The 15,570-nt window shown below is 61.1% G+C and carries 13 protein-coding genes; 5 read left to right on the top strand and 8 right to left on the bottom strand.

The genetic code is table 11. The features are described from left to right. Window positions 1-4: 4 nt before the first annotated feature. Complete coding sequence (gene trxB, locus AB4Z13_RS24000) at window positions 5-979, bottom strand: thioredoxin-disulfide reductase (protein WP_113325115.1); 975 nt, start codon at window positions 977-979, stop codon at window positions 5-7. Between the two features lie 230 nt (window positions 980-1,209). Here trxB and AB4Z13_RS23995 point away from each other — a divergent pair, with 230 nt between their 5' ends. Continuing rightward, the gene (locus AB4Z13_RS23995) at window positions 1,210-1,677 is read left to right on the top strand and encodes an Lrp/AsnC family transcriptional regulator (protein WP_007824299.1); all 468 of its coding nucleotides are present in this window, start codon (window positions 1,210-1,212) and stop codon (window positions 1,675-1,677) included. Between the two features lie 103 nt (window positions 1,678-1,780). Here AB4Z13_RS23995 and AB4Z13_RS23990 read toward each other — a convergent pair whose 3' ends face one another. The 3 genes from AB4Z13_RS23990 to greA are packed head-to-tail and all read right to left on the bottom strand — an operon-like array spanning window position 1,781 to window position 4,184. Then, window positions 1,781-2,575, bottom strand: coding sequence for a hypothetical protein (locus AB4Z13_RS23990; protein ID WP_442206963.1), 795 nt, complete (start codon window positions 2,573-2,575; stop codon window positions 1,781-1,783). Window positions 2,576-2,626: 51 nt separating this feature from the next. Further along, window positions 2,627-3,676, bottom strand: a complete 1,050-nt coding sequence (locus AB4Z13_RS23985; protein WP_439016015.1) for a glycosyltransferase family 4 protein — start codon at window positions 3,674-3,676, stop codon at window positions 2,627-2,629. Window positions 3,677-3,707: 31 nt separating this feature from the next. Then, complete coding sequence (gene greA, locus AB4Z13_RS23980; RefSeq protein WP_113325123.1) at window positions 3,708-4,184, bottom strand: transcription elongation factor GreA; 477 nt, start codon at window positions 4,182-4,184, stop codon at window positions 3,708-3,710. A 249-nt stretch (window positions 4,185-4,433) separates the two neighbouring features. On the opposite strand from greA, the gene AB4Z13_RS23975 reads away from it, so the two are divergent. Both AB4Z13_RS23975 and AB4Z13_RS23970 read left to right on the top strand, forming a co-directional pair. After that, on the top strand, window positions 4,434-5,666 hold the full coding sequence (locus AB4Z13_RS23975; RefSeq protein WP_439016014.1) for a putative DNA modification/repair radical SAM protein: 1,233 nt from the start codon (window positions 4,434-4,436) through the stop codon (window positions 5,664-5,666). Beyond that, window positions 5,666-7,111 carry a UdgX family uracil-DNA binding protein gene (locus AB4Z13_RS23970; protein ID WP_442207053.1) on the top strand — a complete coding sequence of 482 codons (1,446 nt, stop codon included), beginning with the start codon at window positions 5,666-5,668 and terminating at the stop codon, window positions 7,109-7,111. The genes AB4Z13_RS23975 and AB4Z13_RS23970 overlap by 1 nt, the downstream gene beginning before the upstream one ends. A gap of 22 nt (window positions 7,112-7,133) precedes the next feature. Here the strand turns inward: AB4Z13_RS23970 and AB4Z13_RS23965 are convergent, their stop codons facing one another. The 4 genes from AB4Z13_RS23965 to AB4Z13_RS23950 all read right to left on the bottom strand — a co-directional run bounded on the left by AB4Z13_RS23965 (window position 7,134) and on the right by AB4Z13_RS23950 (window position 13,978). Continuing rightward, window positions 7,134-8,324 carry a T6SS phospholipase effector Tle1-like catalytic domain-containing protein gene (locus AB4Z13_RS23965; protein ID WP_442206962.1) on the bottom strand — a complete coding sequence of 397 codons (1,191 nt, stop codon included), beginning with the start codon at window positions 8,322-8,324 and terminating at the stop codon, window positions 7,134-7,136. Between the two features lie 119 nt (window positions 8,325-8,443). Further along, on the bottom strand, window positions 8,444-11,929 hold the full coding sequence (gene carB, locus AB4Z13_RS23960; RefSeq protein WP_442206961.1) for a carbamoyl-phosphate synthase large subunit: 3,486 nt from the start codon (window positions 11,927-11,929) through the stop codon (window positions 8,444-8,446). A 172-nt stretch (window positions 11,930-12,101) separates the two neighbouring features. Further along, window positions 12,102-13,130, bottom strand: a complete 1,029-nt coding sequence (locus AB4Z13_RS23955; protein WP_442206960.1) for a zinc-dependent alcohol dehydrogenase family protein — start codon at window positions 13,128-13,130, stop codon at window positions 12,102-12,104. 77 nt (window positions 13,131-13,207) lie between these two features. Continuing rightward, window positions 13,208-13,978 (bottom strand): LytTR family DNA-binding domain-containing protein, encoded by a 771-nt coding sequence (locus tag AB4Z13_RS23950; protein WP_442206959.1) that lies wholly within the window; start codon window positions 13,976-13,978, stop codon window positions 13,208-13,210. A gap of 85 nt (window positions 13,979-14,063) precedes the next feature. Here AB4Z13_RS23950 and AB4Z13_RS23945 point away from each other — a divergent pair, with 85 nt between their 5' ends. After that, a complete protein-coding gene (locus AB4Z13_RS23945; RefSeq protein ID WP_439016009.1) occupies window positions 14,064-14,552 on the top strand; it encodes a DUF2306 domain-containing protein in 489 nt (162 codons plus the stop codon). Window positions 14,553-14,637: 85 nt separating this feature from the next. Further along, on the top strand, window positions 14,638-15,570 hold the full coding sequence (gene ypfJ, locus AB4Z13_RS23940) for a KPN_02809 family neutral zinc metallopeptidase (protein ID WP_442206958.1): 933 nt from the start codon (window positions 14,638-14,640) through the stop codon (window positions 15,568-15,570).

Below are 15,570 nucleotides of genomic sequence, written 5' to 3'. Positions count from 1 at the left end.
ACTGTTACTCCGCTGCTACGGCAACGGGCATGTGGCCCGTCAGATAACGTTCTGCCTCGAGGGCGGCCATGCATCCCATGCCTGCGGCGGTGACCGCCTGGCGGAACGTATCGTCCGTCACGTCGCCTGCGGCATAGACTCCCTCCAGGCTGGTCGCAGTCGAATCCGGTGCGGTCCAGAGATAGCCACTGTCCTTCAGCTTCAGCTTGCCCTTGAAAAGTTCGGTTGCCGGCGCGTGACCGATCGCCACGAAGACGCCGTCAACGACGACATCGGTGATGGCGCCGGTGCGGGTGTCGCGCAGGCGAGCACCGGAAACGGACGGCGGCATTGGGGGCTTTGCCGGCGTGCCCGTGATCTCGGCGACTTCGGTATTCCAGAGAATCTTGACGTTCTCCTTGGAGAAGAGACGTTCCTGCAGGATTTTTTCTGCACGGAAGCTGTCGCGGCGGTGCACGACGGTGACCGACTTCGCGATGTTCGACAGATAGAGCGCTTCTTCGACGGCGCTGTTGCCGCCGCCGACCACGATCACATCCTTGTTGCGGTAGAAAAAGCCATCGCAGGTGGCGCAGGCAGACACGCCAAAGCCCTGGAAATGCTGCTCGCTTTCGATGCCGAGCCACTTGGCCTTGGCGCCGGTCGCAATAACAAGCGTATCGGCAGTCCAGACTTGGCCGCTATCGGTGCGGGCGACGAAGGGACGCTGGTTGAGGTCGACTTCGGTCACGAGGTCGTTGACGATCTCGGCGCCGACATGCTGCGCCTGCTGCAGCATCTGGTCCATCAGCCAGGGCCCCTGGATAGGATCGGCAAAGCCCGGATAGTTCTCGACATCGGTGGTGATCATGAGCTGGCCGCCCTGTTCCAGACCGGCGATCAAAACCGGCTTCAGCATGGCGCGCGCGGCATAGACCGCTGCCGTATAGCCGGCAGGTCCGGAACCGATAATGAGCACCTTGGTATGGCGGGCAGACATGGAATTTCCTTTCGACTTGCAGGATGCGGCGGCTAAGAGGCGAATAAGGCCGTTTCGCGATCCCTGCGCCATTTATGAACGACCAATGCTTTTATTCAAGGGCAGCCTTGCATTACCAACAAGGCAAATGCAGGCGCTGTGCAAGATTCCGTCATCTGACTGAAACTTTCTTGCGTATTCCGTCGCTTTATATAGAAGCTGCCCGCGGGGAATTAAAGAAAGGCCTAAGCGTGGTTCGCGCTGAACTTGACGTTATCGACATAAAGATATTGCGGGAACTGCAGGCCGACGGCCGCATGACCAATGTGGAACTTGCCGACCGGGTGGGAATTTCAGCGCCGCCCTGCCTGCGCCGGGTGCGCAAGCTCGAAGAGGCGGGTGTCATCGAAGGCTATCACGCGATGCTGAACAGCCCGAAGCTCGGGCTCGATCTCGTCGCCTTCTGCATGGTCGGCCTCAAACATCAGTCCGAAGCCAATCTGAAGGCCTTTGCCGCTGCCACCACCGAATGGCCGCTGGTGCGCCAGGCCTGGATGGTTTCCGGCGACAGCGATTTCCTGCTGCATTGCGTGGCCCAAAACCTCACACGCTTCCAGGATTTCGTCATCGAGGTGCTGACGGCCAACGAGCATGTCGATACCGTTCGCACCATGCTGACGATCCGCCAGGTGAAGAAGCTCGGGCTCGTCGAACTGTAATCTAAAGCGTGTCGCGATCTTCCAGATCCGCTTGCCACGCTTTAGGCTCTTGTTTTTGCATGTCGTTGCCGCAAAACCGCTACACACTTTTGCGCGACATGCTTTAGCCGCGCCAGGCCTTGCTCAGCCAATCGGTATTGCCGATGCGGCGATACCATTTCTGGCCGCCGCCTTCAAAAACTTCACTCATTTTCGGACTGCCGGCAAAGACGACGATCTTGGCCTCCGGTGGCAGCTCGGGATCGCGCCAGAAACTGTTGATGTGGCTGGGCACACAGGCATTCTTGAAGCTCACGCACCATTCGCGCGGCCAGTATTGCAGATGTCCATGCGCTGCGAGCTGCGCACTCTGGAACTGCTGGGAGATCTCGTATTTGGACATGGCCGCCACCGGATCGGCGATATAGGTATCCAGAATATAAGCGTGGGCGCCGATTTCGTAGCGGAAGACCGAACTATTGCCGACCGAGCCCAGGAACCTGTCGCGGGTGGGATTGACTATGCGCAGCGGCTTGGCGCGGAAGAGATCGTCATCACGGATGATGAGGAACTTTCCCGGATGCTGGAAGAGCGGTTCCAGATCATCGACGATGACGAGATCGAGGTCGAGGAAGAGGCCGATGCCCTTGAGATCGGCAAGCTCGCGGCGGAAGAGCGCAAGCTTCTGCCAGCGGCGATCCTTGGAGCCGGCCGGCAGGCCGAGCTCAGGCAGGGGGAAGGTTTCTATACCCTCGTCGAGGCCGGCGGTATTGTCGGTGAAGCAGACAAAGCGATGCGGGCGCTTCAGGTGTCGTTTGACACCGCGGTAGAGATTGTTGACATATTCGGCGCCGTAGAGCGTCCCCCACTTCATACAGAGCACGTTGACCAGGTTTTCGTTGTCGTTTGCGGTCGACATCTACGTGTCCCTACCTCCCTGATATGTCGTTGCCATGGTCTGACGAACGGCTTACGCGCCGAGAAGTTGCTGGTAAATCCGATTGATCGCCGTCGCTTCCTTTTCCAGCGCGAAATTTTCTCGCACGTGCGCCAGCGCCGTTTCGCCCTGCGCAATGGCGAGGGTGGGATCAGCAAGATAGGTGGCGATCGCCGCCGCCAGTGCCTCGCCGTCACCTGGCGGCACGATGATGCCGTTCTCGCCGGGCACGATCATTTCAGCGTAGGCGCCGGCGTCAGAGGCCACGACCGCTGTTTTCGAAGCCATGGCCTCCAGCGGTGTCAGGCCGAAGCCTTCATTGCGGGAGGGCGCGACATAGAGCGTCAGGCGGCGATACCAGACCTTGATATCTGGCACTTCGCCAATGAAGACGATGCGGTCGGTCAGGCCGGCTGCGGCGATATCGGCCTTCAGCTTGTCGGCGAATGCAATGTGCTCCGGGGTGACGCGACCGGAAATCACGGCCGTCCAGTCCGGATACTGCGGCAGCAGCGCGATCATCGCCTGGACGAAAAGATCGGTGCCTTTCTGATGGCGGACGCGACCGAAGCAGCCAATGAGGTAGCGGCCGGGCAGGCCTGTGGCAGCGATCGTGTCGACAGACCCTTCGGGGGGATGGAAGAGCGTGAGATCGACGCCGTGCTGGATGACCGTGTATGGTACCTTGAGGAACGAGCCGGAACGGCTGCTGGTGGCGATGACAGCATCCATCTGGCGGATCAGCCAGCGGGTGTAGGAGCTATGTCGGCGTTGGGCGGCCGAGGTGAAGACGAGCTTCAGCGGCATGCGCAGCACGTGACGCATGAGGATGCCCGCCGCCATCTCATTGTTGCGGCGTGCGTGCCAGACCCGGTGACGCCGTCCCGCGGGCGGACGCCGGAGGCCAGCAAGCTGCGGCCATTTCAGGCGCGGAAGTTCCGGCGGAAGGCCGGGGCCGAGGGCTGCGATCCTGATCCCTAGCCGGATCTGGCAGGGGATGAGCTGGACGATCGTCGACGTGACGCCGGAGAGCCGGCGTTTCAGGTTGGGCGCGATGATCTCGACGTCACTGATATCCGGCACTGGCTGCTCTTGAAGAGGGAGGCGCGGGCGATCAGCCCCAGGAGACGGAGAGGATTTCGTAGGCCTTCGAACCACCCGGCGCGTTGACTTCGATGGAATCGCCGACTTCCTTGCCGATCAGTGCGCGGGCGATCGGGGAGGAGATCGAGATACGGCCCTGCTTCACATCGGCTTCCTGATCGCCGACGATCTGGTAGGTCTTTTCCTCTTCGGTGTCCTCGTCGACGAGCTTCACCTTGGCGCCGAACTTGATCTTGTCGCCCGACATCTTGGAGAGATCGATGACTTCGGCGCGCGCCGTCAGGTCTTCGAGCTCGGCGACGCGGCCCTCATTGTGGCTCTGCGCTTCCTTGGCGGCATGGTACTCGGCATTTTCGGAAAGGTCGCCATGGGCGCGCGCTTCCGCGATTGCCTCGATGATTCGCGGGCGCTCCTCCTGCTGGCGCCAGCGCAGTTCTTCCTGCAGCTTGACGAAACCACCCTGTGTCATCGGTACCTTATCAACCATTTTTTCGTCCTTCTCTCCCCGCGTCTGCAGTTCTCGCAGACACAAAAGAAAACAGGTCCCGAAGGGAACTTCGGAACCGTGCTACAATCTTAGTTCGTTGCTTATAGCAGATCGGCACGCGCGATTTCCATAAAATTCTTACCGAAGCTTTCCGCTTCCCGCAGAAGTGCCTGCTTTTGAAGGGAAGTTGGGTGGAGGCTCATTTCTTCGTCTTGATTTTGCCACCGTGAACATTTAGTGAACATCAGGATGAAGAAATCGCTTAAAGAACGGTTGGCGATCCTCTCCGATGCCGCCAAATATGATGCTTCCTGCGCCTCCAGCGGCACAGTCAAACGGGATTCGGCTGCCTCTGGAGGGCTCGGCTCCACCGAAGGCTCGGGCATTTGCCATGCCTATGCGCCGGATGGGCGATGCATCTCGCTTCTGAAGATCCTGCTCACCAATTTCTGCATCTATGATTGTGCCTATTGCATCAACCGCTCGTCCAGCAATGTCGAGCGCGCCCGCTTCACACCGGAAGAAGTGGTCTGGCTGACACTGGAATTCTACCGGCGCAACTATATCGAGGGATTGTTTCTCTCCTCCGGCATCATCCGCTCGTCCGACCACACGATGGAGGAAATGGTGCGCATCGTGCGGGAGTTGCGGGTCACGCATCAATTTCGCGGCTACATCCATCTGAAATCCATTCCGGAGGCCTCCGCGCATCTGATCGAGGAGGCGGGGCTCTATGCCGATCGCCTGTCGCTCAATATCGAACTGCCAACCGATAGCGGCATCAACCGTTTTGCGCCGGAGAAGAAGCCGGCCAGTATCCGCCGGTCGATGGGCGATCTCAGGCTGAAGATCGAGGCTGCGGAAGAGCCGACGCTGCAGACCAAGAGGCGCAAGCGCTTCGTACCGGCCGGCCAGAGTACACAGATGATTGTCGGCGCCGACGGCGCCAATGATGCGACGATCCTGTCGACCAGCGGCCAGCTCTATAGCAGCTATGGTCTCAAACGAGTCTATTATTCCGCCTTCAGCCCGATCCCCGACAGTTCGAAGAACCTGCCGCTCATCAAGCCGCCGCTGATGCGCGAGCACCGGCTCTATCAGGCGGACTGGCTCTATCGTTTCTATGGTTTCGGCATCGACGAAATCACCTCGACACAGCAGGGCGGCATGCTGGATCTCAATCTCGATCCCAAGCTCGCCTGGGCACTCGGCCATCGCGAGGACTTCCCCGTCGATGTCAACCGCGCCGATCGCGAGAAGCTGCTGCGTGTGCCGGGCCTCGGCACCAAGACGGTAAAGGCGATCCTGACTGAGCGGCGGCAACGCCGTCTGCGGCTTGAAGACTTGCCGCGGCTCGGCGTGTCGATCCGCAAGGTGCAGGCCTTCATCACTGTCGAGGGCTGGACGCCGCATCGTCTTGTCGACCGGCCGGACTTGCGCGCGATGTTCGAGCCAAAACCCGAACAGTTGTCGCTGCTATGATGCGCCGGGTGGTTCTGGAGGGTAGGGGCAATTTCGAGGAATGGCGCAAGGCCGCTCGCGCCTTCGCCGCAGCTGGGATTCTGCCAGAAGAGATCGACTGGCATGAAAAGAGCAGCGAACCGGGCTTTGCCTTCCAGCGTGACGCCTTGCCGCCTGCTCCTCCTGCCGACGCCAAGCCGATGAGCGTTTCGCCGGCTTTCATGGCGTTAGCCGAGGCCGTGATCTGCCATAGCGATGCCAGGCGTTTTTCGCTGCTCTATAGCCTGCTCTGGCGATTGCAGGAAAACCGGAACCTGCTGGATCTGGCGTCCGATGAAGAGGTTTCGCGTGCTCTGCTGATGCAGAAGAGCGTGCATCGCGACGCCCACAAGATGACGGCCTTCGTGCGCTTCAAGGAGGTGGCGGCACCTGCCGGCGGGCGGCGAAAATTCATAGCCTGGTTCGAGCCGGATCATTATATCGTCGCGCGCAAGGCGCCCTTCTTCCAACGCCGCTTCACCGACATGGACTGGCTGATCGCGACGCCGAAGGGTTCGGCCGCCTGGGACGGCGAGCGGCTGACGACAAGCAATGTGGCCTGCGAGAAACCTGACATCAGTGACGCGACCGATGATCTCTGGCGCATCTATTATGCCAGCATCTTCAATCCGGCGCGGCTGAAGGTGAAGGCCATGCAGGCAGAGATGCCGAAGAAATACTGGAAGAACCTGCCGGAAGCCGATCTCATCCCTGGCCTGATCGCCGAGGCCGAAGCAAAAGTGCTCGCCATGGCCGAGCGCGAGGCGACCATGCCGCTTCCCTATCACAATAAGATCCAGGAGGCGGCAGCCCGCATGCCGGCCCCGCAGATGGCCCCTGCGGGAACGCTGGAGGCATTGCGCGAGGAGGCCGCCGTCTGCAGCCAATGCCCGCTGCATGCGAAGGCGACGCAGACCGTCTTCGGCGAAGGGCCAGATGATGCCGAGATCATGTTCGTCGGCGAGCAACCAGGCGATCAGGAGGATCTCGCAGGTCGACCCTTTGTCGGGCCGGCGGGTAAGGTTTTCGACGAAGCGATCGCGCAGGCCGGCATCGATCGGTCGAGGCTCTATGTCACCAATGCCGTCAAGCATTTCAAATACGAGCCGCGCGGCAAGCGGCGTATCCACCAGAAGCCCAATCTCGGCGAGGTGCAGCATTGCCGCTGGTGGCTGAAGCTGGAACTCGATCTCGTAAAGCCGAAATTGATCGTGGCGATGGGCGCGACGGCGCTCTATTCGCTGACCGGCGAGAAGCAGAAGCTGGAGGATCTGCGCGGACGCCCGATCGCGATGGAGGAGGGGCGATTGCTCTTTGTCACGGTGCATCCCTCCTATCTGCTGCGAATTCCGGACGAGGGGAGGAGGGCACAAGAGCTGACCCGCTTCCGGCAAGATATGAATCTGATCAAGGGCCTGGCTGCCTGAGCGTAGAATTCGATTCAATGCGTCAGGGGACGAAGACCGGATCTTTCGGCAGGTTCGGCGGATTATATCCGGTCACCATGCGCACCCTCACGGATTCATGCAGGTTTGCGCCGTCGGGGATGAAACGCCTGTCTTCGCGGGGCAGATAAATGCCCCTTCTGTCGCCGCGCCTGCGCCAGGAGTTTTCCGGCACGCGCCGCGGGATATATTCGAGCAGCTTCCACCCTACGCTCATTGAGTTGTGCAGCGGCGCTGCCGCATTGAGCTCGACATAGTATTTGTCGCTTTTGCCAAGGACGATATTGTTGATCGTGCGCGAAACGTAGAGCAAGCCTGAGGGCCCCGTTTCGCGGATCATCCAGTCGAGCGGTATCTTGATCTGTGCGCTCTCGGCCTCCGGGTAACCGCCGCCGATATCGCCGTGGACGCCTGCAAACCAGACCTCCTTAAAGTCCTGTTTTGCGATCGCGGGCTTGAAGGGATTGCCGCGGTAATCCTGATCCGGCGCCCACAATTCCGGTTGAAACATGGTTCTGCGTTCGTCGATCGCCATGGCATGGCGCACATATTCGACGCTCGGATTCTTGCGGGTGAAGGGGTGGGTCTTGAACTGAATGCGCCCTTTGCCCTTTTCGATGACAGAGGCAACCGTATCAAAGAGACCGAGCAGCTTGATCGGCGGGCGGTCGTTGCGCAGCATGCGCTCGTAGAGCCGCATGCTCTTGAAGGCCGATGAGGGATCCCCGCCATCGGCGCGCTGCTCCTGTTCGGGAATGCCCTTATAGGTTCTGTAAGCGTAATCGAGCAGGTTCAGGTGATATCTGCTACACAGCCCAAAAGCATGGATGAAACCTGCGAGAACGCGGGCCGTATAGGCGCCGCGGCTGAAGCCGAAAATATAGATGCGATCCCTGTCGGGATGGCCGCCGTGATCGTCGGGCGTGCCGGCATCGTAATTTTCGACGAGGAAGCGGTAGGCGCCTTTGACGTTTTCATCGAGACCCCAACCAGTGGTAAGGCCCCAGACCTCGATAGACTTGCGGTAGAAGGGCGACCAGGCGTCTGCCGCACCCAGCGTGCCGACGCCGGGGTCGTAATAGACGATCTGTTCGTCGGAGCGCTTCAGCGTTCCGAACAGACGTAAAATATTGGTGCGATCTGCAGTTATCTCGTTCGACGTGCCGTCGAACAGGATGACGATATTCTTCGACATGCTGCTTCCCCGATACGGCCGGGGAGCAGGCTAACACCAAGTATCCATGTCTGCAATTTTGGGTCGCAGTTTTGACGAGCCTAGGAGGCGAGCGCGAAGAGGCGATGCCTCTCCCGGGATCAGAAGTAGCTCTGCAGCGGGCGGACTTCGAGATTGCCGGCCTTGAGCGCCTTGATGGCTTGGGCGGCAGCTTCGGCGCCGGCCATCGTGGTGTAATAGGGCACCTTCTGCATCAGCGTGGCGCGGCGCAGCGACTTCGAATCCGAGATCGCCTTGTTGCCGTCGGTCGTGTTGATGACGAGTTGGACCTGGCGGTTGCGGATGGCGTCTTCGATATGCGGACGTCCCTCGAGAACCTTGTTGATCTTCGCGGCGGTGATGCCGTTTTCGGCGAGGAAGCGGGCGGTGCCGCCGGTCGCGAGAACCTTAAAGCCCTGTTCGACGAGGATGCGGATCGCCGGCAGAACGCGCGGCTTGTCTTCGTCGCGCACGGAAACGAAGACCGTGCCTTCACGCGGCAATTCGACGCCGGCGCCGAGCTGTGACTTGGCGAAGGCCAGCGCGAAATCGGTATCGAGGCCGATGACTTCGCCGGTCGAGCGCATTTCCGGTCCGAGCAGCGTATCGACGCCCGGGAAACGGGCGAAGGGGAAGACTGCTTCCTTGACGGCGATGTGCTTCAGGGCACGCGGATCGGGCTTCTCGCCGTAAGCCGCAAAGGTCGCATCCAGCTTCTCGCCGGCCATGACGCGGGCGGCGATCTTGGCGATCGGCGCGCCGATGGTCTTGGCGACGAAAGGCACCGTGCGCGAAGCGCGCGGATTGACTTCGAGCACGTAGACCGTGCCGTCCTTGATGGCGAACTGGACGTTCATCAAGCCGCCGACATTGAGGGCCTTTGCCATGGCTTTCGCCTGGCGCTCCAGCTCGTCGAGCATCTCGCGCGAAAGCGTGCGCGGTGGCAGCGAGCAGGCGCTATCGCCGGAATGGATGCCGGCTTCCTCGATGTGTTCCATGATGCCGGCGACATAGACGTCTGTGCCGTCGGACAGGCAGTCGACGTCCACCTCTATGGCGTGGCTGAGATAGCTGTCGAACAGCAGCGGGTTCTTGCCGAGCAGGGTGTTGATCTGGCCGGTCTTGTCGTTCGGGTAGCGTTGCTTGATATCCTCGGGTACCAGTTCCGGAACCGTGTCGAGCAGGTACGTCTGCAGCTGGCCTTCGGAATGCAGGATCTGCATGGCGCGGCCGCCAAGCACGTAGGACGGGCGCACGACCAGCGGGAAGCCGATTTCGGCGGCGACGAGGCGGGCCTGCTCGACCGAGTAGGCAATGCCATTGTTCGGCTGATTGAGATCGAGCTTCATCAGAAGCTTCTGGAAACGGTCGCGGTCTTCGGCAAGGTCGATCATGTCGGGCGCGGTGCCGAGGATCGGGATGCCGTTCTTTTCGAGCGCTTCTGCGAGCTTCAGCGGGGTCTGGCCGCCGAACTGGACGATGACGCCGACGACTTCACCCTTTTCCTGCTCTGCGCGCAGAATTTCGATCACGTCTTCGGCCGTCAGCGGCTCGAAATAGAGGCGATCGGAGGTGTCGTAGTCGGTGGAAACCGTTTCCGGGTTGCAGTTGATCATGATTGCTTCGTAGCCGGCATCCTTCAGCGCGAAAGCGGCATGGCAGCAGCAATAGTCGAATTCGATGCCCTGGCCGATACGGTTCGGGCCGCCACCGAGGATGACCACCTTCTTGCGGTCGGAGACCAGCGCCTCGGAGCGCGCAGCGCCGACGAAAGGCGTTTCATAGGTCGAGTACATGTAGGCGGTCGGCGAGGCGAATTCCGCGGCACAGGTGTCGATGCGCTTAAAGACTGGGCGGACGTTGAGCGCGTTGCGCAGCTCGGCCACTTCCTTCGGGCGCTTGCCGGTCAGGGTGGCGAGGCGGGCGTCGGAGAAGCCCATGGCCTTCAGCATGCGCAGGTTGGTTGCATCATCAGGCAGGCCGTGCTCGCGGATGCGGGCTTCCATCTCGACGATGTTCTTGAGCTGGGCGATGAACCACGGGTCGATCTTGCAGCCTTCATGAACCTCTTCGATGCTGAGGCCCATGCGCAGCGCCTGGGCGACCATACGCAGGCGGTCCGGCGTCGGCGTACCGATCGCGGCGCGGATGGCGTTGTGGCTGGATTCGCCTTCTTCGGAATCCGGGATCTCGATTTCGTCGAGGCCGGTCAGACCGGTTTCGAGGCCACGCAGTGCTTTCTGCAGCGATTCCGCGAAGGTACGGCCGATCGCCATGACTTCACCGACCGACTTCATGGCCGTGGTGAGAACCGGGGATGCGCCCGGGAATTTTTCGAAGGCGAAACGCGGGATCTTGGTGACGACATAGTCGATCGACGGTTCGAACGACGCCGGCGTCGCGCCGCCGGTGATGTCGTTTTCGAGTTCGTCGAGCGTATAGCCGATCGCGAGCTTGGCGGCGATCTTGGCGATCGGGAAGCCGGTGGCCTTGGAGGCCAGCGCCGAGGAGCGCGACACGCGCGGGTTCATTTCGATGACGACGAGGCGGCCGTCCTTCGGGTTGACGGCGAACTGCACGTTCGAGCCGCCGGTTTCGACGCCGATCTCGCGCAGCACCGCGATCGAGGCGTTGCGCATGATCTGGTATTCCTTGTCCGTCAGCGTCAGCGCCGGAGCGACGGTGATCGAGTCGCCGGTATGGACGCCCATCGGATCGATGTTTTCGATGGAGCAGATGATGATGCAGTTGTCCGCCTTGTCGCGGACGACCTCCATCTCATACTCTTTCCAGCCGAGGACGGATTCTTCGACCAACACTTCGGTGGTCGGCGAGGCATCGAGGCCGCTGCCGACGATTTCGAAGAATTCCGAGCGGTTATAGGCAATGCCGCCGCCGGTGCCGCCGAGCGTGAAGGACGGGCGGATGATGGCGGGCAGGCCGACATGGTCGATCGCCTGGGCGGCGATCGCCATGGCATGGCTCATGTAGCGCTGCTTGCGGTCGCTCTCGCCGAGGTTCCACTGGTTTTCCAGCTCGTCAAGCGCCTTGTCGAGATCGGAGCCGGAAAGGCTTTCGCGCAGCTTGGTGCGCTCAGCCTCATGCGTCTTGCGGTCGGCGTCCTTGATGTCGGTGGCGTTTGCCAGCATCGAGCGCGGCGTTTCAAGGCCGATGCGGGCCATCGCCTCGCGGAACAGCGCGCGGTCCTCAGCCATGTCGATGGCGGCAGGTTTTGCGCCGATCATCTCGACATTGTAGCGATCGAGCACGCCCATGCGCTTCAGCGAGAGAGCGGTATTCAGTGCCGTCTGGCCGCCCATGGTCGGCAGCAGCGCGTCGGGGCGCTCCTTGGCGATGATCTTGGCGACGACTTCAGGGGTGATCGGCTCGACATAGGTTGCGTCGGCGAGGCCCGGATCGGTCATGATCGTTGCCGGGTTGGAGTTGACGAGGATGACGCGGTAGCCTTCCTCCTTCAGCGCCTTGCAGGCCTGGGTGCCGGAATAGTCGAATTCGCAAGCCTGGCCAATGACGATTGGTCCCGCACCGATGATGAGGATCGATTTGATGTCTTGGCGCTTCGGCATGGGCGATATCCATTTCTAGCTGCGCAAAAAGCCGGCCAGGGTGGGAGGTCACCGGGTCGGGTCGCGCATTGAGGGTCTTTTCAGGCTAGAAGCGGCTTATAGGCAAATGTTTTTGCAAACGGAACCCCATAAATCATGGAATCGACAGGAATTCGGACCGGCCTTTGGAAGCCTATTGCCCGCCGGGCACGACGAGCGTGCGAATCTCGCCGCCAAGCGCCGGATTGGCGATCGCTTCAGGCGCCTGTTCGAGTGTGATCCGACGCGAAATCAGCGGCTCCACCTTGATTGCGCCTAAGGCGATGAGATCGGCGGCGCGCCCGTGCGTGAAAGGGTTGAGGAAAGAGCTGACGAGGTTCACTTCGCGAAACAGCAGGTCGAAGGGCTCGATCTCAATCTTTGCGCCTTGCGGCATGACTCCGAGGATGATGGCCGTGCCGCCGCGTCTTGCAAGCTTGGAAGCCTGCATCATCGTTTCCGGCACACCAGCACATTCAAAGACGACATCGCCGCCGCCGGGCAGCAATCCACCTTCTCCGGTAATGCCGCTGACGGCATCCGCCTGTGACGGATCGAAGGTCACCGTCGCGCCAAGCCTTTCGGCGAGCGCGCGTTTCTCGGCGTTACGGGTAACCAGAAGAATGCGTGTCGCACCGGCGAGCCGGGCAAGCTGGACGGTGAGCAGGCCGATCACACCGCCTCCAAGCACGATCACGGAAGCGCCTGTCTTGATGTTGGCGAGATCGACGCCGTGCAGGCAGCAGGCGAGTGGCTCGCAAAAGGCGCCGTGCAGGGGATCGAGGCCAAGCGGCAGGGCGAAGGCCTGTTTCTGCGGAAGGATGACATAATCGGCAAAACCGCCGTCTTTATGGATCCCGATCGCCTGCAGGTTCCGGCAGAGATTGACGCGGCTGTTGTGGCATTCCTCGCAGCGCCCGCAGGCGATATTGGGATCGCCCGTGACCCGCATGCCGGGGTGGAAGCCGGTGACCTCGGGGCCGACCGCTTCGATGATGCCGGCGAATTCGTGGCCGAGGGTCACTGGTGGATGGGAGGGGAATTCACCCAAGAAAAGATGCCGGTCGGTGCCGCAGATGCCGCAAGCTTCCACGCACACCAGCAGATCACCCGGTCCGGGAACGGGCTTTTCGACCTTGCGCAGAAACAGCTTTCCGGTCGCTTCCAGGCGCACGGCTTTCATCGGCATTCTCCTCCAGGTCTCCTTATCATCAGGAAGCGGGAAAGCAGGAGTCGCGTCAAGCATTTGCCGGCATTTCTTCAGCCGAAGCGTTTGCGGGCTTCCTCGGCAAAACTCCGGCTGACCGGGATCTGCGTGCCGTCACGGGTGAGGATCAGGATCTTGCCGTTATCGCGTTTCAGGGATTCGACATGGGCATCGGCCACCCAATGCGACCTGTGCACCTGAAGCCCTGGCGTTTCTCCGATCTCGCGCAGCGCATCGGAAAAGCGCAGGAGCACCAGCTCGCGGCCGCGGCTGGTGATGACCTCGGTATAATGGTCCTGCACGGAAAGGCGCAGCAGGGCGCCGCGGTTCTGTGGCTTCAGCCGGTCGAGTACGGAGGCTGCCGGAGGTGTTTGCGCCGTTGCCTGCTCGATCTGCCGATGCATGGCGAGGTAGGTCAAAAAGCAGAAGAGGGCGCAGAGCGGCAGCGCGAAGAGCGCCCTTGCGAAGCTGCTGCCAAGCGCGGCCGGATTGCCAGTGAAGGCATAGTCGACGAGGCCGATTGCAAAGCCGATCGGCAGGGCTGCGACCAGTGAGCCGATCATCATGCGCCAGAACATGCGGTCCAGCACCTTGCGCAGCAGCGCATCGGCAAGAACCGAAAATAGGACGGCGATGGACCAGGCGACGGCGTGCAGGACCAGCCAGTAGGCGAAGCGCTCGCCGGCCGCCATGCTTTCCATCGTCCCATAGGGGCCGGTGATCGCGAAGATCAGGACGATGGCGAGGAAGGTTCCCCAGAAGCGCGGCGCGCGCCAGAAGACCTGCAATTCGCGAAGCGTGGATTGCAAGGATGGGTGATCCACGAAGTTTTCCCGCCGTCTACGCCATGTTTGTTGAGAGGAATGCAGTCATGCCGGAAACGGGGGACGAATTCAACCGGAGCCGCTCATGACCCTGGAACCTCTGCTTAATGCCCCTGTTGCCATTCAGGTCCACGTTGCCGCCGTGGTGCCGGCGGCTATCCTCGGCGCCTATCTGCTCGCGTGGCCGAAGGGCACGCCGCGGCATCGTCTGCTCGGCAAAATCTGGATGGTGCTGATGGTGGTGACGGCTCTGTCGAGCTTCTTCATCCACCAGATCAATCTCGTCTATGGCTTCAGCCCAATCCATCTTCTTTCCGTCCTCGTGCTGGCCGGAAGCTGGCGGGCGGTTCTTGCCGCGCGGCGACATGATATCCGTACACATCGGCGGATCGTATCGGGCATGTATTTTGGCGGCATCGTCGTTGCCGGCCTTGCGACACTGCTGCCGGGCCGGCTGATGCATGCGGTCACATTCTCCGGCAATAGCTGGCTGGCCCTGGCGCTGCTTGGGCTGGTCACCGCTGCGATCGGCGCGGCCATCGGGTTTCGTCCGCGCCGCAGCCGGGTCGCGTGAGGAAGCGGCTGGAATTCGTCCTCGCGGCGGATATATAACTGACTCCTGTGAGCATGCATGAGGCGCATCGCCGGGGAGATCGATCATGGAATGGAAAGGCCGGCGTCAGTCCGACAATATCGAGGATCGCCGTGGCGATCCATCCGGTGGCATGGGACGCAATCCCTTCGGCCGTGGCGGCGGCTTCAGCTTTCCATCAGGCGGCGGCGTTGGCCGTCGTGGTGGCGGGCTCAGCATTGGCACGATCATCTTTCTCGTGGTCATCTACCTGATCTTCAAGGCGATGGGTATCGACCTGATGCAGGTGATGGATGGCGGCGGCGGTTCGACGGGCGATTCCGGCTATTCGCAGAGCGAGTCTTCGCCACAGGCGCCTGCCAATGACGAGATGACCGCCTTCGTGCGCACGGTTCTCGCCGAAACCGAAGATACCTGGCATGGCATCTTCCAGTCGCAGGGCAAGGATTATGAGGAGCCACGTCTCGTGCTCTTCTCCGGCCAGACCCAGTCGGCCTGTGGATTTGCCTCGGCTGCCACCGGTCCGTTTTACTGCCCCGGTGATCACAAAGTTTATCTCGACACGGCCTTTTTCCAACAGCTTTCCGACCAGTTCGGCGCATCCGGCGATTTCGCCGAGGCCTATGTGGTCGCCCATGAGGTCGGCCATCACGTGCAGAACCTGCTCGGCATCCTGCCGAAGTTCAATCAGGCGCGCCAGAGCATGAGCGAGGCCGATGCCAACAAGATGTCGGTCCGCGTCGAACTGCAGGCAGATTGCTTTGCGGGCATCTGGGGCAAGTATACGCAGCAGAAAGGCATTCTCGACGCCGGCGATCTGGAGGAGGCGTTGAACGCTGCGCAGCAGATCGGCGACGATACGCTGCAGAAGCGTTCGCAGGGCTATGTCGTGCCTGAGAGTTTCAACCACGGCACGTCGGCGCAGCGCATGCGCTGGTTCAAGCGTGGCTTCGATAGCGGACAGCTTTCGGCCTGCGATACTTTCTCCAACCCGATCTGA

It is taken from the genome of Rhizobium sp. YAF28 (genome assembly GCF_052113285.1).
GTDB lineage: Bacteria > Pseudomonadota > Alphaproteobacteria > Rhizobiales > Rhizobiaceae > Rhizobium.
This window is presented reverse-complemented; position numbering and strand designations above follow the sequence as displayed.

Bases quoted from the DNA above. Each gene is read 5' to 3' on its own strand.
- AB4Z13_RS23970 (WP_442207053.1), top strand. From the start codon at position 5,666: ATGCGCCGGGTGGTTCTGGAGGGTAGGGGCAATTTCGAGGAATGGCGC.
- greA (WP_113325123.1), bottom strand. From the start codon at position 4,184: ATGGTTGATAAGGTACCGATGACACAGGGTGGTTTCGTCAAGCTGCAG.
- trxB (WP_113325115.1), bottom strand. From the start codon at position 979: ATGTCTGCCCGCCATACCAAGGTGCTCATTATCGGTTCCGGACCTGCC.
- AB4Z13_RS23965 (WP_442206962.1), bottom strand. From the start codon at position 8,324: ATGTCGAAGAATATCGTCATCCTGTTCGACGGCACGTCGAACGAGATA.
- AB4Z13_RS23955 (WP_442206960.1), bottom strand. From the start codon at position 13,130: ATGAAAGCCGTGCGCCTGGAAGCGACCGGAAAGCTGTTTCTGCGCAAG.
- ypfJ (WP_442206958.1), top strand. From the start codon at position 14,638: ATGGAATGGAAAGGCCGGCGTCAGTCCGACAATATCGAGGATCGCCGT.
- AB4Z13_RS23990 (WP_442206963.1), bottom strand. From the start codon at position 2,575: ATGTCGACCGCAAACGACAACGAAAACCTGGTCAACGTGCTCTGTATG.
- carB (WP_442206961.1), bottom strand. From the start codon at position 11,929: ATGCCGAAGCGCCAAGACATCAAATCGATCCTCATCATCGGTGCGGGA.
- AB4Z13_RS23975 (WP_439016014.1), top strand. From the start codon at position 4,434: ATGAAGAAATCGCTTAAAGAACGGTTGGCGATCCTCTCCGATGCCGCC.
- AB4Z13_RS23945 (WP_439016009.1), top strand. From the start codon at position 14,064: ATGACCCTGGAACCTCTGCTTAATGCCCCTGTTGCCATTCAGGTCCAC.